This is a genomic window from Sphingobium sp. EP60837, from assembly GCF_001658005.1.
GTDB lineage: Bacteria > Pseudomonadota > Alphaproteobacteria > Sphingomonadales > Sphingomonadaceae > Sphingobium > Sphingobium tyrosinilyticum.
Genome location: NZ_CP015987.1, coordinates 550,001 through 570,740, shown reverse-complemented (window position 1 = coordinate 570,740; position 20,740 = coordinate 550,001). Strand labels below are relative to the sequence as shown.

The window sequence follows — 20,740 nt, the reverse complement described above, 5'->3', positions numbered from 1 at the left end:
TTATGAACTTTCCTCGCAGCCTCTGGAACATCATTTCCCGTAACTCGCTCTACCGCCGAGAGGAGTTCATGATGCCCAAAACATCGCTGATCATTGCATCCTTGCTTGCTGCCGTGCCCATTGCGGCCTATGCCCAAACCCCGTCGACCTACGTGGCCACAGCTGGCGCGGGGGACCTTTTCGAGCAGACTTCCAGCAAGCTTGTCCTGCGCACGACAAAGGATGCCAAGGTTCGCTCCTTCGCCACAATGATGGTGCGCGACCACGCCAAGAGCACCGCCATGGTCAAGGCCGCAGCTCTCAAGGCAGGGGTCAAGGCTGCTCCCCCGCAGATGAGCGCTGACCAGAAGAGCAAGATCGCAGCGCTGACCGACGCAAGCGGCAAGGGCCGCGACCAGCTTTATTGGCAGCAGCAAAAGGCAGCCCATAAGGAAGCACTGGCCCTGCATCAGGGCTATGCCTCGACCGGCTCCGCTGCGCCGCTAAAGGCGGCCGCCGCTCAGATCGTGCCGGTCGTCCAACATCACCTCCAGATGCTGGACAGCGGCGGCACACATGACAGTGCGAAGCATAAGGACTGATACAGCGCAGGAACTAACCGCCATGACCAGTTTGAACATACAACCGCGGCTTGACGACCGGGCGCCACCCGTACCCCGCGACCTCAAACATGTGTCGATCAAATCAGATCTGGAAGTGCAATATTGGTCGCAGCGCTTCCAGACTTCCCGGCAATTGCTTGAGGATGCGGTCGAACGGGTTGGTCACAACGTCAACGCCGTGGCCGATTATCTCGACCGGAACCGCTGACTACTTATGAACCGCGCCGAACCGCCGCCGCCGCCCCGCAAGCCAGGGAAGGCGGCCGTGCTGGTCCTTCTGGTAATCGCCGCGATCATCCTGATCATCTTCTTCGCCCGCAACATCTGGCATGGGGAAGAGCTGCAGGAAAATCAGGAAGCAGGGAATAACGTCGCCGAAAATTATCAAGGCCAGTCGAACTACTAAATGGCCTCTATCACTCTCCAAAGGGATAGGTTTCCGGCACGCCGCGATGATGCTCCGGCCCCAGCGGGGTTACCGCACGTGTCTCGTCGAACCAGACGAAAGCATCGAACTGCTCAGCGATATTGGCTTGGCTATAATGGCTCCAAAGCTCGGTTTCGGGCCGGTAGATGACGCCGATGAACCGCTCGAGGCGCGGCTCGGACAGGCTGCGGCGCAACATCTCATGACGACCGGGTGTCAGGTCCAACAAAAAGCGCGACAGTCCGCTGTCATGGAATAGTCGTTCATAGCTGTCAGCTCGCGAGGGATTGACCCGCTTCACTTCCATATCGCCGTCCCAGTCGGTGGCCGCCGCTACCGTGCCTCCATGGGTGCCAAAGCCAATCAACGCAACGCCCGAGCCGAAACGCTCCCGGCACAACTGGCCGATGTTGAGTTCGTCCCGCGTTGCGCCCATGTCGGTATGACGCGCGTCGCCGATATGGCTATTATGCGCCCAGACGATCGCCTTCGCGTCCGGCCCCTTGGCCTCCAGCAGATTTTCGAGCGTCTCGAACATATGGGTGTCGCGCAAGTTCCAGCTTTCCGCGCCGCCATAATACATAATCCGGTAATAGCGTTCGGCCGACGCGATCAGCCGCGCATTTTGCGCCGCGTCCAAGAAATCATCGCCGCCCTTCTGCGCATAATCCAGCTCCTTGCGCAGCAAGGACTGGCATTGTTCGATCACCGCTGCCTCGCATTGGGCATAGCCGCGCGATAGCGCCGCGCGGCCGTAAGTGGCCGGATCACTCTGCCAAGGGGTCAGGCAGCCATAGCGTTCGCGCGCCACCGCTGCTGCTTCTGGATCGACCCGGTCAAGATAGTCCAGCACCGCTCCAATCGACCCGGACATATTGTAAATGTCGAGCCCGTAAAAACCGGCTCGCTCCTCGATCGCCGCAATCCTACCATTATGGTCGTGCATCCAGTGGATCAGCGCCTGTATGTCGGTGTTGCGCCACATCCAGGTCGGGAAGCGCTGGAAAGGTTTCTCCGTCCCTCCCCTCTCGCCCGCCCGATGACGGACATAATGATCGACCCGTGCCGCGTCGGGCCAATCCGCTTCGACCCCGACGATCGTGAACCCATGATGGGCGATCAGATGTCGGGTGATGGCAGCGCGAGCCTGATAGAATTCACTTGTTCCATGGCTCGCCTCGCCCAGCAGCACGACGCGCCGATCCGCAAAGCGATCGAACAGCGCCCCGAAAGCCGGGTCGCTGAAGTCCGGAAGCGGTTCAGCGGCCACTGCGATCATCGGCAGGAGTGAAGCAGCATCCTTCATCTCTCAGTCCTTTACTTCGGCTCGCACCCGCTCGCCCAGCAGGAACAGCCGCATAGTCTAGAACCGGGCGGGAATGATGCGGATCGGCACCGGCTCGGGCAATCGCCGCCATCCCAGATCAGCGATCACCTCATTGCTCTGCACCGCCTCCCGGCCCCTGCTGCGGTCAAGCGACCAGGTGATGTGATAGGTGCCGCCATCGGGCCGGCCAGTAACGCCGCCTACCGCGACGATCAACGCTTGCAGTCCCTCGCCATCGCTGATGCTGCCAATGATCTCGGCCGACTCAGCTGGCGGAGGTGGGTCGTCCGCGGCCGCATTGGCGTCCAGCGTGATATGATCGGCGATGACATCGGGCCAAAGCGGCGGGATCTGCTCCAATAAACCGGGACGCTCCGTCTCATCCAGTTTCCATCCAGTGACGGCCATATCCTGCTCCTTAGCCTGTTAACGTCCCAGCGCGCAGTTGGTCGCAGGAAAGATGTCGCAAAGTCTCAGCTCTCCAGCATCTCCCGGATACGGGCGGAGAGCATCTCGATCTGGAACGGCTTGGTAATCATCTGCATGTTGTTCGACAGGAAGCCGCCACGCACCGCAGCGCTTTCGGCATAGCCAGTGATGAACAGGATGGGCAGATCGGGAAGATGCTCGCGCGCAATCTCCGCCAGTTGCCTACCGTTCATCCCCGGCAGCCCGACGTCGGAAATCATGAGATCGAACCGTTGCCCATCCTCCAATATGCGCACTGCCTGCTGCCCATCGGGCGCTTCGGTCGCCTTGTAACCCAGCTCTTCAAGTACGTCGCGCACCAGCAGCCGCACGGATTCATCATCTTCCACAAGCAGCACCGATTGCCCGTCGCCATGATGGATCGGCGCGCTTTCCGCGGTTTGCTCTTCGGGTTCTGCATCAGCGACCGGCAGAAAAATCTTGACCGATGTGCCCTCGCCCAACGTCGAGTGGATGCGGACCAGTCCGTTCGACTGTTTTGCAAAGCCATAGACCATTGACAGCCCAAGCCCGGTTCCTTGGCCGATTGGCTTGGTTGTGAAGAAGGGGTCGAACACCTTGTCTAAGGTTGCCGCATCCATACCCACGCCCGTGTCCGACACCGCAACCACCACATAGCGGCCCGGCGTGACGCCCAGGTTGCGCACGCAGAAGGCCGCGTCCAGCTCCTGTTCCTCACAGGCCAACGTCAAACGCCCGCCATCAGGCATCGCATCGCGGGCGTTGATCGCCAGGTTGATGATGGCGCTTTCCAGCTGGTTAGCGTCGACCAGGGCTGGCGGCAATGAAGTCGCCGATACGATCTGTACCTCGATCGATTCACTCATCGTGCGCCGCAGCAGATCTTCCAGCGAATGGACAAGGTTGCCGATGTCGGTTGGTTTGCTGTCGAGTGACTGCCGCCGCGAGAAGGCCAACAGCCGCGCCGTCAGCGCTGCGGCGCGCTGCGCTGAAGTGCTGGCTGCGTCCATGAAGCGATCGAGATCCTCCAGCCGGCCGTTGGCGATCCGCCGCTTCAATATGTCGATCGCGCCGATAATGCCGGTCAGCATATTGTTGAAGTCATGTGCGATGCCGCCCGTCAGCTGACCCACCGCCTCCATCTTCTGCGCCTGGCGCAGGGCCTCTTCGGCGCGCGCGCGATCTTCAGCCTCGGCTTCAAGCCGCGCGAGCGCTTCGCGCAGTTCGAGCGTCCGGGCATCGACCTCCTGCTCCAGCCGCTGCGCCGCTTGCGCAAGCGCCTGCTGCCCGCGCTTTTGTTCATCGATATCGACGATCACGGAAATGGCGCCCGTCACCGTGCCGCTGGCGTCGCGCAGCGGCACGCCGCTTACCCGCGTCCAGACGGGTTTTCCAGTGGGCGGATGGTGCAGAAACTCAACGCCCGTCACATGCTCGCCCTTGAGCGCACGGGGGGTGACGAAGCGGTCGCGGGTGATGCGGCCCCCCTCTTCATCATAGCCCTCCCACTGCTGCTCCGCATCGGGCAAGCGCGCGGGTATTTCGCCGCTCGGTAGAAACCGGAGAAAGGCGGGATTGGACAAAAGGGTATTGCCGTCGCGATCGACAAAGCCGACACCGACAGGCAGATTGTCCAGCAGCGCATTCAGCCGGCTCCGCTCCGCATCCAGAGCGGCCAACTGGTCGCGGATCTGCAATTGCTTCTGCCGCGCGCGCATCGCCGAAGCGACCGCGCTCACCAAGGATTCACCGCTGACCGGCCGTTCCAACAAAATGACGCTCAGGGCATTCTCAGGCAATCGCCGCCGCACCGCCTCACTGGAAGACAGGCGGCCCGCCTGTCTTCCTGCAAGCAGGATGAAGGGCACGTCGGACCAGGCGGGTTGCGCCTCCAGCGCGCGGTGCAGCGGCCCCAGGTCGGCGAACAGCGCCTCTTCGGTGACCAGCACGACGCCCGCCTGTTCGTCGATCGCTTCGGCTATGTCGTGCAAAGTGGGGCAGACAAGGACGCGCTGCCCTTCGCCGCGCAGCAGCTGGGCGGCGCTTTCCGCGTCGCTGCCATAGGGTGCACTGACAAGGACCCGCAGGCCCGAAGATGTGGGCTTATGCACGGCCCGGCCGGTCGTCCATCAGCGGCGTTGTGGAGCCGAGATATTCCGGCGTTCCCGTCAGAACGCCCCTGAAGTCGGACAGCGGGGCGCCGACCCGGATACCCTGGGTATCGATACGCAATTCGCGGATCGCATCCTCATGCGGGCCGCTGCGGTTCTTGACCACCGACAGCGCCTTTCGGATCCGCCCATCCGCCTCGAAGAAGCGCAGCAGGATGACGATGTCAGCGATGTAGGACACATTTAGCCCATTGGTGCTCATCGTCCCGAAAAAGCCCTGTTGCGGATTAACCAGCAAGGTCACGACGCCACGGTGGCTGAGATAGGACAGCAGTTCATGCAGTTGCAGGATCAACTGCTGCTCTTCCGGCATGGATGCGACATAGCCGTTGAGGCTGTCGATCAGGACGATGCGCGCGTCCCCCTGCTCCACCGCCTGCCGAACCATGGCGGCAAATTCGCCCGGCGTGATTTCCGCCGGATCGACCTGTCGGATCACCAGCCTGCCCTCGTCCATGAACGCCTGAAGATCCATGCCGAAATGGCGGGCTCGGCCGATCAGCGTGCCAACACGTTCGTCAAATTGGTAGATGACGGCATTTTCGCCCCGTTCGCATGCTGCGATCAAATATTGCAGCGCCAGCGTAGTCTTACCTGCGCCAGCGGGCCCGCTGATCAAAGTGCTGGTGCCGCGGGCCGGGCCTCCGCCCAATATCGCGTCCAGAGCCGCGATCTTGCTTGGCACCGGCTCGCCTACGAAGGTCGAGTGATGGTCGGCGGCGATCAGGCGGGGGAAAATATCTATGCCGCCCTTGCGAATGATCATGTCATGATAGCCCGCGACAAAATCGACGCCGCGCATCTTCTGGATCTGCATCCGCCGCCGCGCAGCGCCGAAATCTAGTGTCAGCCGCTCCAACGTGACGACGCCATGGCACAGGCTGTGGAGATGATTATCGCGCACACCAGACCCGCCCGTGAGGTCATCGACGAGCAGAACGGTAGTATCTATCCGCGCGAAGAATTGTTTGAGGAATAGCAGTTGGCGGCGGTAGCGCAGCGGATCTTGCGCCAATAACCGCAGTTCGGAAAGGCTATCGAACACGACCCGGGCGGGCTTTACCCGTCCTACCTCTTCGCGAATCAGTTCGATGATCCCGCCCAGCTCCATTTCCCAGCTATGAAGGATGGATTGATCGCGGCCGACGCCTAGCACGGAATCGGCGGAGGCCAGTTCGAACAGGTTCACATTATCCAGACTCCAGCCGTGGGAGGCGGCCACTACGGATAATTCCTCGCTCGTTTCCGAAAGTGTGACATAGAGGACCGGTTCGCCTGCCTTCACGCCTTCCAGCAGGAACTGCAGCGCCAAGGTCGTCTTGCCCGATCCCGGAGCCCCCTCGATCAGATATAGTCGCTTCGCCGGCAGTCCGCCGCCCAACACGGAATCCAGCCCTTTATTGCCCGTCGAAATCCGATCGAAAATTCCCGTCATTCAGCCGCACCTCCCTCAGTACGGCCGTCAGCATATCGATCACCATAGGAAGATCTACCGCCTATCATCACCCGAAGGCACGCGCCGCATTGGTTGCCATGCGCACATAACGCCGGGGGATCGCCGCCAGTTGCATCCTGGTGAAAGCGCGTCAGCGGCCGGGGGGATCGCGGGGGGCCGGAGCCGTCACCGGACGCAAGCTTTCGCGGTCTTCAGGCGGCACTGGCGCGGTGGGATCAGGACGATAATGTTCTTCCGCCCGCACCGTCCCGTCGGGATGACTGCCGCCTTGCAGATCGGAGGGAACATGCCCTCCTGAGGCCGTGGATGGCCCTGCCTGGGGCTGGAGCCGAGTGCTGCTTTGGCTTGGGGAAGGCATATCTGCGCGCGAGCGGTCGAGCAGCTTCTTGGCGATGAACCCGGCTCCGGCGAGAAGGGCAAGCTTGCGGATCATGATGATCATCCTGTCAATGATGGGTCACTTCGGGCGCGCGGATGAAGGGCATTTCGTCCGGCTCGATCGTTGTGGGGTGACGATCTGAATGAGCAGCGGGGTTGGTCCATGACCTCTCGCCCCATGATCTCGCCGCCCTTCGGGCTGGAAAGGCGCTGCCGGTGCTTTTGTCCAGCGCGCGTGCGACCAGTGCGTCGATCACCGTCGCTCCCGCGACAAAGGCGATGGCGCCCCATACCGCCCGATGCCGCGGGGCGTTGCGGGCCGCGAGGCCAAGCGCGGCGAGGTCCAGAGCGTCGCCTGCAACACGGTTCCAGACAAGGGTCGAATGGGCGGGAGCGGCGAGCAATCCTGCACCCGCCAGCATTTCGCGTGCGCCGAAGGCTCGCAACGTAGCGCGGCCTATACGATGATCATTGCCCAAGGCGCGGGCGATGCGGCGGGTCGCGGCGACTTCCACGACGCCGAGAGCGATCGAAAATAGACCAAGGCTAAGACTAACACGCCGGGCATCCATGATCCGCCTCCTATGCTGTGTTCCGGGGAGCTAACGGCCTTGGCGGGGCTGCGTTCCCAGCTCTAGCGAAGGTCCGCCGAAATGATGCGAAAGGGCGGCGGCCGGTTTTTCAAGAATGAAGTAGCGAGTTAAACTTGCCTGGGACGGAATGGCGGGCATATCCGTCAATTAGGATCAAATAGGATATGCTCGTGGACCCATCCATAGACCTTGCCATCCGCCTGCGCCGCGCCGCGTTCAATAGAGCGCTGGCGGAAGGTGACCTGACCGCCATCGGCCCGCTGCTGGCGCAGGACGCGGTCCTTGTTACCGGCAGCGACAGTGCGGTGCTTTCCGGCCGGAAAGCGCAGCTTTTGGCGTGGAAGCAGGAGTTCGCGGCGCCCGATCGCACCATCTATACGCGGACGCCGACGAGCATCCTCCCCTCCCCCGTCGAGCCGATCGCGCTGGAGCATGGAGAATGGACGGGGGTGGCGGCGGAGTCGGGTACGCCGGTAGCGTCGGGCACCTATAGTGCGAAATGGCGCAATATTGGCGGGGATTGGATGATCGAAGCGGAGATTTTCGTGACCATGGCCTGATGGGCTGGCCCGGCGAACCGGGCCAGCCATTATGGATCAGCCGAGCGCCCGGGCCATCACCCGGCCGAGCCGTTCGGCAAAGGCGCGCGGATCGGCGGGCAGTTCGCCATCGGCGATGCGGGCTTCGTCCAGCAGCAGCCTGGCGGCATCCTCGCGCAGGGCAGAGTCATCCTGAAGCGCGCTCAGCTTCGCGATGAGAGCGTGCCGGGGATTGAGTTCCAGCACCGGAGCGGAGGCCGCGCCGCCGCGACCGGCAGCCGCGAGCAGCTTTTCAAGCTGGCGGTCCATGCCATGTTCGGCCGCGACCAGGCAGACCGGGCTTTCGGTCAAACGCTCCGAGGCGCGAACGTCGGACACCTCATCCTTCAGCAGATCCTTGGCGAAGGTGATGAAGCCGGTCACTTCTTCCGAAGCGGCGGGCGCGGCCGTTTCCCCTTCGCCCAGGGGGATGAGGCCAAGGTCCGCGAGACCCTGCGTCACCGACTTGAACGGCTTTCCATCATAATCGACGCCAGCGGAGACCCAGAAGCTGTCCACCTGATCGGTGAGGAGCAGCACCTCGATCCCGCGCGCCCGGAAACCTTCCAGTTGCGGCGAAGAGGCCAGGCGGTCGAGATCGGAGCCGGTGGCATAATAGATCGCCGTCTGGTTCTCCTTCATCCCTTCCGCATAATCCTTCAGCGAGCGCCAGCCTTCGCCGGAGACCGTGGATTTGAAGCGGGCGAGGCCAAGCAGCTGCTCGCGGCGGGCGAAGTCCTCATAAAGCCCTTCCTTCAGGACCGCGCCAAAATTGTCCCAGAATTTGATATAGGCTTCCCCGTCATTGGCGGAGAGCTTTTCCAGTTCGGACAGGATGCGGTTGCTGACCCCCTTCTGGATCGCGGCAAGGACCGGGCTCTGCTGGATCATTTCGCGCGAGACGTTGAGCGGCAGGTCGCTGGAATCGACGAGGCCGCGTACGAAGCGCAGGTAACGCGGCAGGATTTCGGCCTCGTCTGTGATGAAGACGCGGCGGACATAGAGCTTCATGCGGCCTGTCCGGTCAGGATCGAACAGGTCGAAGGGCTTCATTTCGGGAATGAAGGCGAGCACCGCATATTCATGCAGCCCCTCCGCCCGGTAATGCAGCGTCAGCGCGGGCTGGTCGAACTGGCCCGCCACGCTGCGGTAGAAGTCAGTATATTCTTCGGCGCTGATCTCGCTCTTGGGCTTGGTCCAGAGCGCCGCGCCGTCGGCGACCTGCTCCGCTTCCGCATCGGGCTTTTCCTTGAGGAAGATCGGCACCGGGACATGGCCCGACTGATCCTTGATGATCTGCTGCGTGCGATAGCGTTCGGTGTAGGAGGCGGCGTCATCCTTCAGGTGCAGGATGACACGCGTGCCATGGTCGGGCGCTTGGGCCACATCGGCGGGCTGAACGCTGTAGGCGCCAAGCCCATCCGACGACCAATGCGCGGCCTGATCGGACCCCGCGCGGCGCGAGAAGACGTCCACGCGATCGGCGACCATGAAGGCGGAATAGAAACCGACGCCGAACTGGCCGATGAGCTGGGTGCCTTCCGCCTCCTTCGCGGAGGCGATGCGGTCCATGAACGCCTTCGTCCCCGACCGCGCAATGGTGCCGAGCGCTTCGGCCAGTTCCGCCTCGCTCATGCCGATGCCATTATCTTCAACGATGATCTGCCGGGCGTCGGGATCGAGCGTGACGGTGACCTTCGCGCCCTCGCTGGCGGCCAGGGCGGGATCGCTCAGGCTTTCATAGCGCAGCTTTTCGCACGCGTCGGCAGCGTTGGAGATGAGTTCGCGCAGGAACACATCCTTGTCCGAATACACCGAATGCACCATCAGGTGCAGCAATTTGGCTACGTCCGCCTCGAATGGGCGGGTTTCCGGAGCAACGTCGGTCGGGTTCGTCATGGCGGTCTTTCATGCCCTCCTGTGAATTTGGCCGCCGGACAGATGGCGTGGGCGGCCGCCGCTTTCAAGTTCGGCAAATAAGGATGGCCGATGGATCGACATGCCCGGTCCGGCGCTTTCACCCCCGATTAACGAAGGAGGCATGGGTGCAGGTTGAAACCTATTTGATGGCCGAACATGATTGGGTGCCGAACAACGGACGGTTGCCGGTCATCCTCTACCGGCGTGCGCTCGCCCCGGCATCCTGCGAAGAAACGGCCAGCGCGTTCGAGGACGCCTTCGCCCGCCATGGCTGGCCCGCGCAGTGGCGCGATGGCATCTATGATTATCATCATTATCATTCGACCGCGCATGAAGTGCTGGGGATCGCCGCCGGCTCCGCGCGGCTGATGATCGGTGGACCAGGTGGGCGCGAGGTGAAGGTGAGCGCAGGCGACGCGCTGCTGCTGCCGACAGGAACGGGCCATTGCTCGCTGGAGAGCAGCGAGGATTTCCTGGTCGTCGGGGGCTATCCGGACGGGCAGAAGTGGGACATTTGCCGGAACGCTCCCGATCCTGTGGCGCGGGAGAGGATGGCCGCCCTGCCCTTCCCCGCGTCCGATCCGATCGCGGGGGCGGATGGGCCGCTTAATGAGCATTGGAGGGCGGCGCTTTAGGGCCAGCTTGGCCGACCCGCCTCAACGTGATCTCAGCGCAAGCTGGGATCAACAGATGGAGGCCCTGCCCAGTACGAGGCCCCAGCTTCCGCTGGAGTGACGGGAAATTCGGGTAGAGCAGCGCGCTTAGGTTAGCGAAGACCTGTATCGAAGCATCACGCGTGGCGCATAATCCCTCGATACGTCGCTTCGACTTCGTCAGCGACTACTCAGGAGGAACGGGGTGGAGGGAGCAGGCGCTAAACTCACTAGGTTGGGACTGCCAAACCCTAAGCCCCTTCACGCTTTTGATCCCTTTGACGCCATATTTATCGGGCAGTTTCCGCATCTTGTGGAATGTATAGACGCCGCAATGGCGGCAGAAATAATGCACCGCTACACGCGTATTGAACTGGTAGGTGCTGAGCGCGTCCTGCCCCGAGAGGATTTGCAGATCGGCCTCATCACAGCGAAACATCACCGAAACATGCCGCCGGCACAGTGAGCAATCGCAGTGCACCCGAATAGTCTGGATCGTTCTGGATCGAAAATCGCACTGCGCCACAGTGGCATGATCCCCGATACGCCTCCATCACACCCTCCCGATAGTGAGGCAAATATTATTGCCCGCGTCTGTTATGGCGGCATCAAGCCTGTCCGTCACCCGGGCTTGGCAATGTCGGAGAAGAAGCGGGACCCCGGAACAGGTCCGGGGTGACGAGACGCTACAAAGGATCATGCTCTTTACGATTAGCGGCGAAACTTCAGATGCCAGCCGATGTTGAACCGCCAGCCGCGATCGCCGCCTAGATAGGCCCGGTCGATCACCTTCGCGCCTTCCAGGCTGAGCGAGGCGTATGGATTATAGGCGATCCGCAAGCCGCCGCCTGCCGACGCCAGGTCATAGCTGGCGGATGCCAGTGTCGCGCGTTCGAGGACATGGATCTTTGCGCCATCGACGAAGCCATAGACTTCGCTGTCCTTGAGCTTGGCCGCGATATCGGGCCGCCAGGCGAGTTCCAGCGAACCCGCCGCGCCCCGGTCGCCGCTCAACACTGCGGTGTCGAATGCGCGGCCGAATTCAAGGCCGCCTATGGCGAATCGCTCATTTCCCGACAGGCGGTCCGCGCTATATTGGCCCGCCATTCGCAACCGGCCGACGAAGCGTTTGCCGAGCATCCGGTCATAACCCATGCGGCCCGTGAATTTGGTGAAGACGGTAGCGGTGAAGCCCGGCGTCCCCCGCGCGCCCAGAATGTCGAGGCCCCGGCTGACGCCCAGCGATGCGCTGAACAGGCTTTTCTTGCCGATCATCGAATAGCCTGCCGCCGCACGCGCCGCGCGGATATGGTCGGATGACACTACCGACCCGAGCAAGGCCGCGTCGCTGTTGAGGCCGTCCAGCCCGGCGCTGACGGTCAGGTTGCGCTTATAGCCCCGGATGATCGGGTAGCTGAGCGATGCGCCCAGCGTCCAAGCCTCGCCAGTTATGGGGAAATTCTTGAGCCTTGTGTCCAGATGGGATGCGGTCAGGCCCAAGGTCAGGCCGTCAGAGCCGATCGGCGTCTGGTGGCTGATCCCTGCATAGCGGTAGCGTTTGAGGTCTGTGGCGGCGAGCAGCGTGATGTCAGTGCGGTCGCCGTCGCGCAGCAGGCTGTAAAGCTGGCCCGAGGCGCGGAGCTGGCCGGTGCCGAGCCCTGCCTGGGTGCGGTTGTCGATGCCGAAGCTGAAATCGCTATATTTGCGCTGGGGCGTGACCGACAGGCGAACGCCTCCGGCGGTCGCGCCGCGCAGCAGCCCTACCTCCACCTTCGCGCCGGGAATGTCGCGCATCAGGGACAGATAGCGTTCAAGCGCGCGGCGGGTCAGCGGCTTTTCGGCGCGCAGTCTTTCCGCATAGGTGCGGATGAGCGGGCTGGCGCCCTTGGGATAAACGATATCCTCGACAAAGCCCTCCGCCAGCAGCAGCTTTACCCGTCCGGCGGACAGGTCCTGCTGAGGAATGGCGACGGTGTAGAGGGCGATGCCGCTTTTCGCATAGGCGGCTGAAATGGCCTCAGCCAGCGTTTTGAGATTTTCGGCCGAGGCGGGTTTCCCCAGATAGGTGCGGGCGGCGGCCGCGACCGGCTCGGGCGCTTGTACACCGATGAAGTCGATGCCCCGGATGATCGTGGCGGGGTCACCGGCCTGAACGGCGACCAGATTGCCGGTGGGCGGCGTGGCCTGGGGCTCGGCCGCTTCCTTGGACGCGGGTTGGGTGGCCTGCTCGATCAGCGGGGGCGCAAGCAGCGCAGGCGAGGATTGCGCGGCCAGCAGGAGCGGCGCAGCGGCGGAGAGGAGCGCAGCCGTCATCAGCGATGTCCTGGGGAGAAGAAAGGGGGAGCCGGAGGCGCGTGGGAGCGCCTCCGGATCATCGATCAGGGATTGGTGAGGCCGAGACCGCCGGTCAGGCTGTTGAGGGTGCCCGACACGGTTCCCGTCACTGGCGTGAGGACGCCGCCGGGCGAGGCTGTCGCGCCTGCTCCGGCGCTGGTTCCGCCTGCCGTTGCGCCCGCTGCTACGCCAATCGGCGCGAGCGCTTCGCCCCCCACCTGCTGAGCGCTCGAGGTAAGGCCGGAGGTGGTGGAGGTTACCCCGTTGACCACCGATTCAACCGGCGCGAGCAGACCGCCCGTGCCGCCTGCGCCGGTGGTGGGCAATCCGCCTGGCAGGACATTGGCCTGGATGGCGGCGGGGCTGCCCGTTCCGATCAGTTGATTGCCGCCCAGGGCTACGTCGAGCAGGTTCGTCGCGATGCCGCCTGTCGGCGCGCTGACGTTGGTGACCTGCACATCGGCGATACCGTTGACGGACGCCAGCACGGTATTGCCCGCGTTAAGGGCGCTGACGCTCGCCACGGTGCCTACAGGCTGCGTGCTCCCGAGCACGCCCGCGCCGATCGCGCCGGGGGTGCCGTCGAGACCCTGGATCACCGTCTGGCCGCCGACATCGATGCTGACGAGATCGCCGACCACGCCCTGCGCGCCCTGCAGCAGGAGAGTGCGGCCCTGGCCTGCATCGACCAGCACCGTTCCTGTGTCGTCCAGAACGCGCGTGATGGTGCCAGTCACCGGCTGAAGCAGCGGGACGGCCGTCGCGATGGGCGTGGTTACGCTGCCCTGCCCGTCCGAAACGCCGAGCACGGCATTGCCTGCGGTCACCAAGACCGGGGACACCTGCTGAAGTGCGGCGCCGAGCGTGCCGCCCGAGCCGGTGGAACCTGACCCGGATCCGCTTCCCCCGGAGCCGGCTCCACCGGTTCCGGTTCCGCCACCTGTTCCCGCGCCTCCGGTGCCGGTGTCAGCGCCGCCATCGGTGCCGGAGCCGCCCCCGCTGCTGCCCGTTCCGCCGCCGCCAGCACTTCCGCCCGCGCCCGAGCCGGGCGTGCCCGCGCCGACGCTGCTGAAGCGGGTGCCGCCCGTACTTTCGCAGGCGCTGAGCAGCAGCATGGCGGCGGAACAGGCGGTAAGGGTCAGGAACGCGCCACGGCGCGATGTTCGATCATAGGAATGTCCCTCTAGCATCAGCCTTCTCCTTCTGAACCGGCAGTTCTGCGGGCAGACGGCGGCCACGCGAACGGGAGCGAACAATCAGAAGGCGTGCAGGACGCGGCGCGTTATCTATTCATGAATGGCGACGGGCACTGCACAAATCACCTGAACCTCGGCTCCTTCGGTAGCCCCGCTACCTTGCAACCAAGGCCGGAGACTTTGCGTCCCGATGTCACCATCGGTTTGCCTTTTTCGAGATCGATCCATCTGCACAACTCCAAAGTCGCCCATTGGTTCTGCGGTCTAACGAAAATAATGAATTTTATGGTTAACTTTCAAAGCATTGTGGGCCCGCGGCCGTCTTCTTCTCCTCTTTTGTCTCGGACGCGGGCGCTTTGGTCCGAGCGACAGCCCGAGGGACCAGAAAAAGACGATCCAACCAACCTATCTCTTTAGTTGGACGCCATATGCCGCTAAGGCAGGGAAATGCTGGGTTTTTCCTCATCGTCCGAACAGGCTTTGCTATTGCTCGGGAGGCTTGATGGGCGGCTAGCCAACAGTGCAGCCGCGGACATTTGGCTGGCAAGAGCGCGGCTGAAAGGGGCGGCCATGTTGGCGACTGTCGCGTCCGTGCCGATCGGGGTTAAGGAGCTACAGGATTGGATTTGCGGACGGACGCTGCCGCCCCGGCATAGCGAGGGATTGAACGACCCGCTGTCGATCGCGGCGCTCGTCCACTTCGCACTGTCTGCGACGGAAAGCCAGCGGGATCCGATCGCGCGCGCAACGCTGAACATATCCCGCCTGCTGTTGGACGATCGGAAGGAGGCAGAATTATGGGCGCCGGACGATCTGGTGCGCTTTGGCCCGGCCTGGAGGGCGGTTCAGGCGCTGGTGGAGGCCCCCTACCCTATTACGGGGCTGGAGAGCGTTGCGGAGCGCCTCATCGCTGCCAGGAGCAGTTTGGCGGCCCCGGTGAGTGGCGGGCAGCTGCTGACGACGGCTGACGGGCGGCAACTACGCCTTGATCCCCGCCGGTCGGATCTGGGATGGGTGGTGGCGGCGCATGTGCCGGCGGCGCTCGAGGCGGCGGGGCTGGCGCTGCGGCGATTTCCCTCCTTTGTCGAACTGCCGCGCTTCCCAGGCGCGGATGTGGAGACGCTGACAGGGCAATTGGCAGCGATGATCGGGCGGCAGGCGCAAGCGGGCTTGGCGGAACTGGATCGGCTTGAGACGCGGTTGAAGAAACTGCCATCGGAATTACAGGTCACGAAGAGAAGCAAAGCGCCGCTCCTGATGCGGCTGAGCTTGGCTTATCCGGGCCTCAGCAAGACGGCAGTTGCCCGGCTGCTTGGCATTTCACACCAGGGGGCTACGAAGTTGGTCCTGCAGGTGGAGCAACTGGCAGAAGGACTGTCGCCGCGCGGAACATGAGTGGCGGGCAGGCCGTTTGAAACAATGCCTTATCTCCTCTTCCAAAAAAGATGGCTCTCCCCCTTAGTTATAAAGTTTCTAAGAAAGTTAGAGAGTTACGCGGCCGGAATCACCGAGAAAAGCGCGGGAATGCGCGAGTCGGGAAGACTGCCCTGTTCCTAAAGGATCGTATTTCCGTTCCCGGAGTGTCGGGTGTACCGTTCCTGAAATGTCGGGAGAGCGTTCCCGAAGGTGCGTAGCGTGTTCCCGGAATGTCGAAGCTTGCCAATTGAGGTGGGTGGCGCGGCGATGGTTGAATCAGTTCCATCGATCGACCTTGGAATGTCGTTCAAAAGCTGTGGACTAGATTGGCGCGCGGCTCTGCCACCCTTCCCCACCGTGAGCATCAAGAGGGGTGAACCGACACTTCGGGAACAGTGAGGGTGCAGATGCCGCTTAGGGGCAACATTTGAGATGGGATGTAGTCCAAGGGACGGCAGATCAGAGCCGGTGACGGTTCTTTTCGTGGAAGCGGCGCACGAAGCCGATAAAGGCTTTTTGATAATTGACCGGCGTGCGCGTGGGATCGGCATCCAGCCAGTTGCGGAAATCCTGATGGAGCGATTGATAGTCCCAACCGGGACACTCGGCGCGAAGCGTAGCAAGCGTCGCGTCGGTCAGTTCGCCTGCGCTGGCCTTGGTAGAGAGGCCGGTCAGCGTACGGCGGATGACATCGCGCGCGTCAAACAGGGGTTCGGCCTCTCCGGTCGGAGCGTCGAGAGTCAGAGTCGCCGCGCCGTCGGACTTTGTCGGATGAACGGGAGTGCTGCGCGCCGGAGCCATTGATCGTGCAGCGCCGGACTGCGGTTCCGCCGGGCGGCGGCGCATACGGACCGACGGTTCGCGCTTGCCGTCCAGCTGTTCAAGCTCGAGCGTGTAGCCGGGCAACGGATCCCGCTCGGCGATCTTGGCGATCTCGAACTTGAAGCGGCGATAGGCGCCTTCCGCACCGGATTTCTCGAACAGGGTGGGCATGGAGATGGCGAACCCCCCCTCCCCTGCCCCGCCGGCATGTTTGCGCGCGACCTTGTAGAGCCAGCGTTCGCGCCCCCCGGTTAGGTCGAAATAGGCGCGATCGATGGATAAGACGCCGCCTTGCATCAGCACGCCTTCATAGAACCAGTTGCTCAGTTCGATGGTCATGCCGCGCGACCGTTCGGTGCGCTCGTCAACTAACTGGGTCCAGCCATCGAGCCAGCTGAAGGTCGCTTCGCGGCGGTTTTCAGCGCGTATGTTGGTTTTGATCGTGGTGGAGACGAGTCGGTCGAGCGACTGGCCCAGCAACTCATAGGCGCGGCCGGTGGTCGGACGATGAATGGCGCGCAGCAGATCATAAGGCATGAGATGCAGCTTGCGCGGAATGTCGTTGGCGCCCCGGCGGGCCATGTCGGCGAGGACGGACGCGCAATAGATAAGGATGTCGGCGTCCCAGATCGTAGCCATGCCATAATCAGGATTGGCCGAGACATGGACCCATGCCTTGCCGTCCGGGGAGGTGTAGTCGATCGGCTTGACGCGTTTCGACTTGGCTAGGCTGAAAAAGGGCCGCTCCATCATCTCCCGCTGATCGCGCAGCGGCATGTCCGCAATATAGGGAAGGAACAGTTCGAACTGGTCGTTTAGCTCCGTCCTGCTGGTGCGGGTCATGGGCGGCCGACAGTCTGCGGCGTAAAGCCTGCGTTGTTTCCCCGGGGAAACGAGGTGGAAAAGGGGAGGGGAGGCGTGCTGCCCCCGAGCTGTTTCCCCGGGGAAACACAGAGACGGTTTCCCTTAATCGCCTCCCGTAAGCGAAGGGAGCGAAGATAGGCCATGTTGCGATGCCCCCCCGAGCGCGTCACTGCTGCAAGCCCAATCCCTGGCGCTCCAAATGGTCAAGTGCGTCGCGCAGCGCCTGGCCGAGCGTTTCCATGTCAGCGCCCGAGCCCGCGTGGAAGCGGATGGTGACGCCTTGGCGATTAACCGACTGGACGGTGAGGGCAGGGCGGCCATAGCGGGTGACCCAGGTGAACGGCTCTTCCTTCGGCTGCAACACGGCGGCGCGCGGGGCGTCGAGCAGTCGCTTCAATATCTCGGCCGCCGGGATCGGAGGCGCGCCTGCGGCACGCCGTTCCCGTTGTGTCGTGGCTAGCTGGGCGGCTTCGGCATGAATGACCGTTGCGGCGCTGTGGTCGTCGAGCGCCTGCGCCAGCGGATAGGCAGGCTTCAGCTGCACGTCGCCGGGCGAGGGGAAAGCGTCGATGATGTCGTCGGGGATGCCCGCGACCTTGATCATCTTGCTAAGCCAGCCCTTGGAGAGCTTCAGCCGTTCGGCCATGCGCGTGAGGTGGCTGCCATAATGAGCGCCGAGCGCTTCGGCATAGTTGCGCGCCCTCTCGAGATCGGTGACGTCCTTGCGCGCGCGATTTTCCAGGTCGGCGAGGCGGAAAGCCGCCTCGTCATCCAATTGCGCGACCTGCGCCACGAACATCATTTCAGGATAGCTGTGCGCGCGCAGCCAGCTGATCGAGAAATGGCGGCGCGTGCCTGCGATCACCTCATAATCATGATCGGGATCGCCTTCGACGCGGCGCACGACGGCGGGGACTTTCTGCCCCCCTTCGGCGATGATCGAGTCGATCAATTCGCGGCAATTTTCCTCGGTAAGATGCTGGTAAAGCCGCGCATTGCCGCGCCAGATGCGGACCTTTCCCGGATCGAGCAGCAATTGCGTCACTTGCCGTACTTCGCCCGACGCCAAGCGGGCGAGCGCGGTTTCACGGCCCAGCAGCGTCGCGCCGCGCGCTCGATCGGCACGCGGCGGAGCAACAGGGGCAGGGGAGGGGGCTGGCTCGTCCTCCACCGCAGGCGGGCTTTCCACCACGGGGGCGGTGGCAGCGCCTTCCGCCTCGTCGGCCAGCAGCGCCGCCAGATAATCCGATTGCTTACGCGCCATGAGCCTGTCCTCCAGTTCGCGGGGAACATATGGGGAACATATCCATGTAAGACAGAGGCGATTTTGGTCTCCCCGTCACGAAAGGCTCAGGCCGCATTGACGATATCCTCTTCCCGGGCGGGGGCGACGCGGCCCCAGCCCTGGCGGACAAGCGCCTCAATCTGGCCCATGGCTTCGTCGAGATTGGCGCGGCAACGCTTGTGCGTGCGGGGCGTGCCGATCGGCCGTTCCAGTTCATAGACCGTCATCATGCGCAGCGCCGCGTGGCTGATTTCCGCGCTGTCGAGGATCGGGATGGGGAGGAGGGCAGGGCCAAAGCTCTGCTCCATGATTGCGCGGACCATCGAATGGCTGGGATCATTGCTGTCGAATTTCGAGCAGAGCAGGCGGACGAATTGATAATCGACCTCAATCCCCGCCGTCTGCAGCTGATTGATCACCTGGTCCATCATCGAGAGGAACTGGACGGTCGAACAAAAGTCAGGCGTGGTCGCGGCCAGCGGCACCAATAGCGCGTTGGCCGCCTGCATAACCGCGAGGCTGATGGTGCCGAGCGCTGGCGGCGGATCGAGCAGGACGACGTCATAATGGCGGGCCAAGTCCATGAGTCCCTGCTTCAGCTTACGGAAGCGCGCGGCAAGGACGGAGCCGCCATCGCTGCCCGCCGCCGCCAGCTCATATTCGACGTCGAACAGTTCAAGGTTCGAAGGGATCAGATCGACATTGGGCCAAGCGGTGTGCTTGACCGCATAGAGAAGATCGACCTGCGTCGGATCGATGGACAGATAGGGATAAAGCGTCTCTTCCCGCTGAATGTTGAAGTGCGGGTTGAAGCCGAACAGCGTCGTGGTGGTCGCCTGGCTGTCGCAATCGACGACTAGCACACGATAGCCCTGCACTGCGAAATAATGGGCGAGATGGGTGGTGACCGTTGATTTGCCGACGCCACCCTTGAAATTCTGCACGGCAATGATCGCGGGAATGTCCAGCGGGGCGCGTTCGGGCGAAGCGCCCAATACTTGCCGCATGTTCAGCAGCTCTTCGACATTATAGCCGGGACGGCGACCATTTTCCGTCGGCGGGGCAGGGGGGAGGCGGCCATCCTCCTCCGCCATGCGAATCCGATTCGTGGAACAGCCGAGCAGTTGCGCCGCCTCCGCTATGCCGAAGCGGACATTGAGTTCCTTGCGGCTGTCGGGCAGAAAAGCCTTGCGCCGCAGCCTTTCGACCATCTTTTCGCCGGCTTCGGCCAGGTCGCCGATCTGGTCCACAACTGCGTTCATTTCCGCCCCTAAACAGGAAGTTGAAGCTCAATTCGCAATGCTATCGCAGAAATACTTCAATTCTGCAATCAGCGCCGATTAATGATGCGCTTATCCTGCAGAAGGGGCGAGAGGATGATGTTGCATGGGGAGCGAAGCTAAGGAATAAGGTGGGGCTAAATAGCGTCTGCTTATCTTTAGTCGGGGGTTTTCGCAAAAGCCATGCCGTGTCCACTGCCCGTGCGCCAGATCGGCCCGCTCACCGTTTCCGCCATCGGGCTGGGGTGCATGAACCTTAGCCATGGCTATCTGCCGCGGCCTGATACAGCACAGGCCGAGCGGCTGCTCTTGCATGCGCTCGAATCAGGCGTGACCTTCTTTGACACTGCGGCGATTTATGGATTCGGCCGCAATGAGGAATTGCTGGGGCGCACTTTGATGCACCGTCGCAATGAATTTACGCTGGCGAGCAAATGCGTGCTGGCCGAGGTGGACGGCAAGAGGGGGCTGGACGGCTCTCCGCAAGCGATCACGCGGGTGCTGGACGATGCGTTGCGGCGGCTGCAGGTCGATCATATTGATCTTTATTATATGCACCGCCTGGATGCGAAGGTGCCGATCGAAGAATCGATGGGCGCGATGGCGCGCGCGGTGGAGGCGGGCAAGATCCGGGCGATCGGCTTGTCCGAGATGTCGGCCGCGACGATAAAGCGGGCGCATGCGGTGCATCCCATTGCGGCGGTACAGACCGAATATTCGCCCTGGACGCGCAATCCCGAAATCGCCGTGCTGGATGCGTGCAAGGAGTTGGGGATCGGCTTTGTCGCCTTTTCGCCTCTGGGCCGCGGGCTTCTCGCGGGGCGAATCAATGATGATGGCGTGGGCGAGGGCGACATGCGCGCCGACATGCCGCGATTCCTGCCGCCGCATCTTGGGCATAATCTTGCGCTTTATGAGAAGCTGCGGGCCGTGGCCGACGAAGCGGGCTGCTCCGCGGCGCAGCTGTGCCTCGCCTGGGTGCTGTCCA

General features: G+C 62.8%; 20 protein-coding genes and 1 riboswitch (1 of these 21 only partly in view). Of the genes, 7 read left to right on the top strand and 13 right to left on the bottom strand.

The genetic code is table 11. From position 1 onward, the window contains the following. Positions 1-71: 71 nt before the first annotated feature. From EP837_RS15575 to EP837_RS15565, 3 genes are read left to right on the top strand one after another with little or no spacing between them, the layout of a single operon-like run. Positions 72-581, top strand: coding sequence for a DUF4142 domain-containing protein (locus tag EP837_RS15575; protein ID WP_066531661.1), 510 nt, complete (start codon positions 72-74; stop codon positions 579-581). Positions 582-603: 22 nt separating this feature from the next. After that, the gene (locus EP837_RS15570) at positions 604-810 is read left to right on the top strand and encodes a DUF3606 domain-containing protein (protein ID WP_066530637.1); all 207 of its coding nucleotides are present in this window, start codon (positions 604-606) and stop codon (positions 808-810) included. A gap of 6 nt (positions 811-816) precedes the next feature. Next, positions 817-1,008 (top strand): hypothetical protein, encoded by a 192-nt coding sequence (locus EP837_RS15565; RefSeq protein WP_066530634.1) that lies wholly within the window; start codon positions 817-819, stop codon positions 1,006-1,008. A gap of 10 nt (positions 1,009-1,018) precedes the next feature. Here EP837_RS15565 and EP837_RS15560 read toward each other — a convergent pair whose 3' ends face one another. The 6 genes from EP837_RS15560 to EP837_RS15535 all read right to left on the bottom strand — a co-directional run bounded on the left by EP837_RS15560 (position 1,019) and on the right by EP837_RS15535 (position 7,383). After that, positions 1,019-2,335, bottom strand: coding sequence for an erythromycin esterase family protein (locus EP837_RS15560; RefSeq protein WP_225870612.1), 1,317 nt, complete (start codon positions 2,333-2,335; stop codon positions 1,019-1,021). 57 nt (positions 2,336-2,392) lie between these two features. After that, positions 2,393-2,764 (bottom strand): hypothetical protein, encoded by a 372-nt coding sequence (locus EP837_RS15555; RefSeq protein WP_066530633.1) that lies wholly within the window; start codon positions 2,762-2,764, stop codon positions 2,393-2,395. 65 nt (positions 2,765-2,829) lie between these two features. Further along, positions 2,830-4,917, bottom strand: coding sequence for a PAS domain-containing hybrid sensor histidine kinase/response regulator (locus EP837_RS15550; RefSeq protein ID WP_066530631.1), 2,088 nt, complete (start codon positions 4,915-4,917; stop codon positions 2,830-2,832). Then, the gene (locus EP837_RS15545) at positions 4,910-6,412 is read right to left on the bottom strand and encodes an ATPase domain-containing protein (RefSeq protein WP_066530625.1); all 1,503 of its coding nucleotides are present in this window, start codon (positions 6,410-6,412) and stop codon (positions 4,910-4,912) included. Before EP837_RS15545 ends, EP837_RS15550 begins: the two co-directional genes overlap by 8 nt. Before the next feature lie 151 nt (positions 6,413-6,563). Next, on the bottom strand, positions 6,564-6,866 hold the full coding sequence (locus EP837_RS15540; protein ID WP_156518637.1) for a hypothetical protein: 303 nt from the start codon (positions 6,864-6,866) through the stop codon (positions 6,564-6,566). A 13-nt stretch (positions 6,867-6,879) separates the two neighbouring features. Next, positions 6,880-7,383 carry a hypothetical protein gene (locus EP837_RS15535; RefSeq protein ID WP_066530622.1) on the bottom strand — a complete coding sequence of 168 codons (504 nt, stop codon included), beginning with the start codon at positions 7,381-7,383 and terminating at the stop codon, positions 6,880-6,882. Positions 7,384-7,574: 191 nt separating this feature from the next. Between EP837_RS15535 and EP837_RS15530 the strand changes: the two genes are divergently transcribed. Next, positions 7,575-7,964, top strand: a complete 390-nt coding sequence (locus EP837_RS15530) for a nuclear transport factor 2 family protein (protein WP_156518635.1) — start codon at positions 7,575-7,577, stop codon at positions 7,962-7,964. A gap of 36 nt (positions 7,965-8,000) precedes the next feature. Here EP837_RS15530 and htpG read toward each other — a convergent pair whose 3' ends face one another. Then, complete coding sequence (gene htpG / locus EP837_RS15525) at positions 8,001-9,881, bottom strand: molecular chaperone HtpG (RefSeq protein WP_066530617.1); 1,881 nt, start codon at positions 9,879-9,881, stop codon at positions 8,001-8,003. A 146-nt stretch (positions 9,882-10,027) separates the two neighbouring features. Between htpG and EP837_RS15520 the strand changes: the two genes are divergently transcribed. Further along, a complete protein-coding gene (locus tag EP837_RS15520; protein WP_066530614.1) occupies positions 10,028-10,537 on the top strand; it encodes a cupin in 510 nt (169 codons plus the stop codon). A 205-nt stretch (positions 10,538-10,742) separates the two neighbouring features. Here the strand turns inward: EP837_RS15520 and EP837_RS22090 are convergent, their stop codons facing one another. The 3 genes from EP837_RS22090 to EP837_RS15505 all read right to left on the bottom strand — a co-directional run bounded on the left by EP837_RS22090 (position 10,743) and on the right by EP837_RS15505 (position 14,079). After that, complete coding sequence (locus EP837_RS22090; protein WP_066530610.1) at positions 10,743-10,994, bottom strand: GFA family protein; 252 nt, start codon at positions 10,992-10,994, stop codon at positions 10,743-10,745. Positions 10,995-11,266: 272 nt separating this feature from the next. After that, the gene (locus EP837_RS15510; protein ID WP_066530607.1) at positions 11,267-12,868 is read right to left on the bottom strand and encodes a ShlB/FhaC/HecB family hemolysin secretion/activation protein; all 1,602 of its coding nucleotides are present in this window, start codon (positions 12,866-12,868) and stop codon (positions 11,267-11,269) included. A gap of 65 nt (positions 12,869-12,933) precedes the next feature. Continuing rightward, positions 12,934-14,079 carry a hypothetical protein gene (locus EP837_RS15505; RefSeq protein ID WP_066530605.1) on the bottom strand — a complete coding sequence of 382 codons (1,146 nt, stop codon included), beginning with the start codon at positions 14,077-14,079 and terminating at the stop codon, positions 12,934-12,936. Between the two features lie 147 nt (positions 14,080-14,226). Beyond that, positions 14,227-14,304: riboswitch (cyclic di-GMP riboswitch) on the bottom strand. Positions 14,305-14,655: 351 nt separating this feature from the next. Here EP837_RS15505 and EP837_RS15500 point away from each other — a divergent pair. Then, positions 14,656-15,480, top strand: a complete 825-nt coding sequence (locus tag EP837_RS15500; protein WP_335676291.1) for a hypothetical protein — start codon at positions 14,656-14,658, stop codon at positions 15,478-15,480. Between the two features lie 480 nt (positions 15,481-15,960). On the opposite strand, the gene EP837_RS15495 is transcribed toward EP837_RS15500, so the two are convergent. The 3 genes from EP837_RS15495 to EP837_RS15485 form a co-directional block, all read right to left on the bottom strand. Continuing rightward, complete coding sequence (locus EP837_RS15495; RefSeq protein ID WP_066530601.1) at positions 15,961-17,166, bottom strand: replication initiator protein A; 1,206 nt, start codon at positions 17,164-17,166, stop codon at positions 15,961-15,963. 187 nt (positions 17,167-17,353) lie between these two features. After that, a complete protein-coding gene (locus EP837_RS15490; RefSeq protein WP_066530590.1) occupies positions 17,354-18,451 on the bottom strand; it encodes a ParB/RepB/Spo0J family partition protein in 1,098 nt (365 codons plus the stop codon). A gap of 86 nt (positions 18,452-18,537) precedes the next feature. Beyond that, positions 18,538-19,734, bottom strand: coding sequence for an AAA family ATPase (locus tag EP837_RS15485; protein ID WP_066530586.1), 1,197 nt, complete (start codon positions 19,732-19,734; stop codon positions 18,538-18,540). Between the two features lie 201 nt (positions 19,735-19,935). On the opposite strand from EP837_RS15485, the gene EP837_RS15480 reads away from it, so the two are divergent. After that, positions 19,936-20,740, top strand: the 5' portion of a protein-coding gene (locus tag EP837_RS15480; RefSeq protein WP_066530583.1) for an aldo/keto reductase. It continues 209 nt past the right edge of the window; 805 of the gene's 1,014 nt are visible here — the first part of the coding sequence; it begins with the start codon at positions 19,936-19,938; its stop codon lies off the right edge, out of view.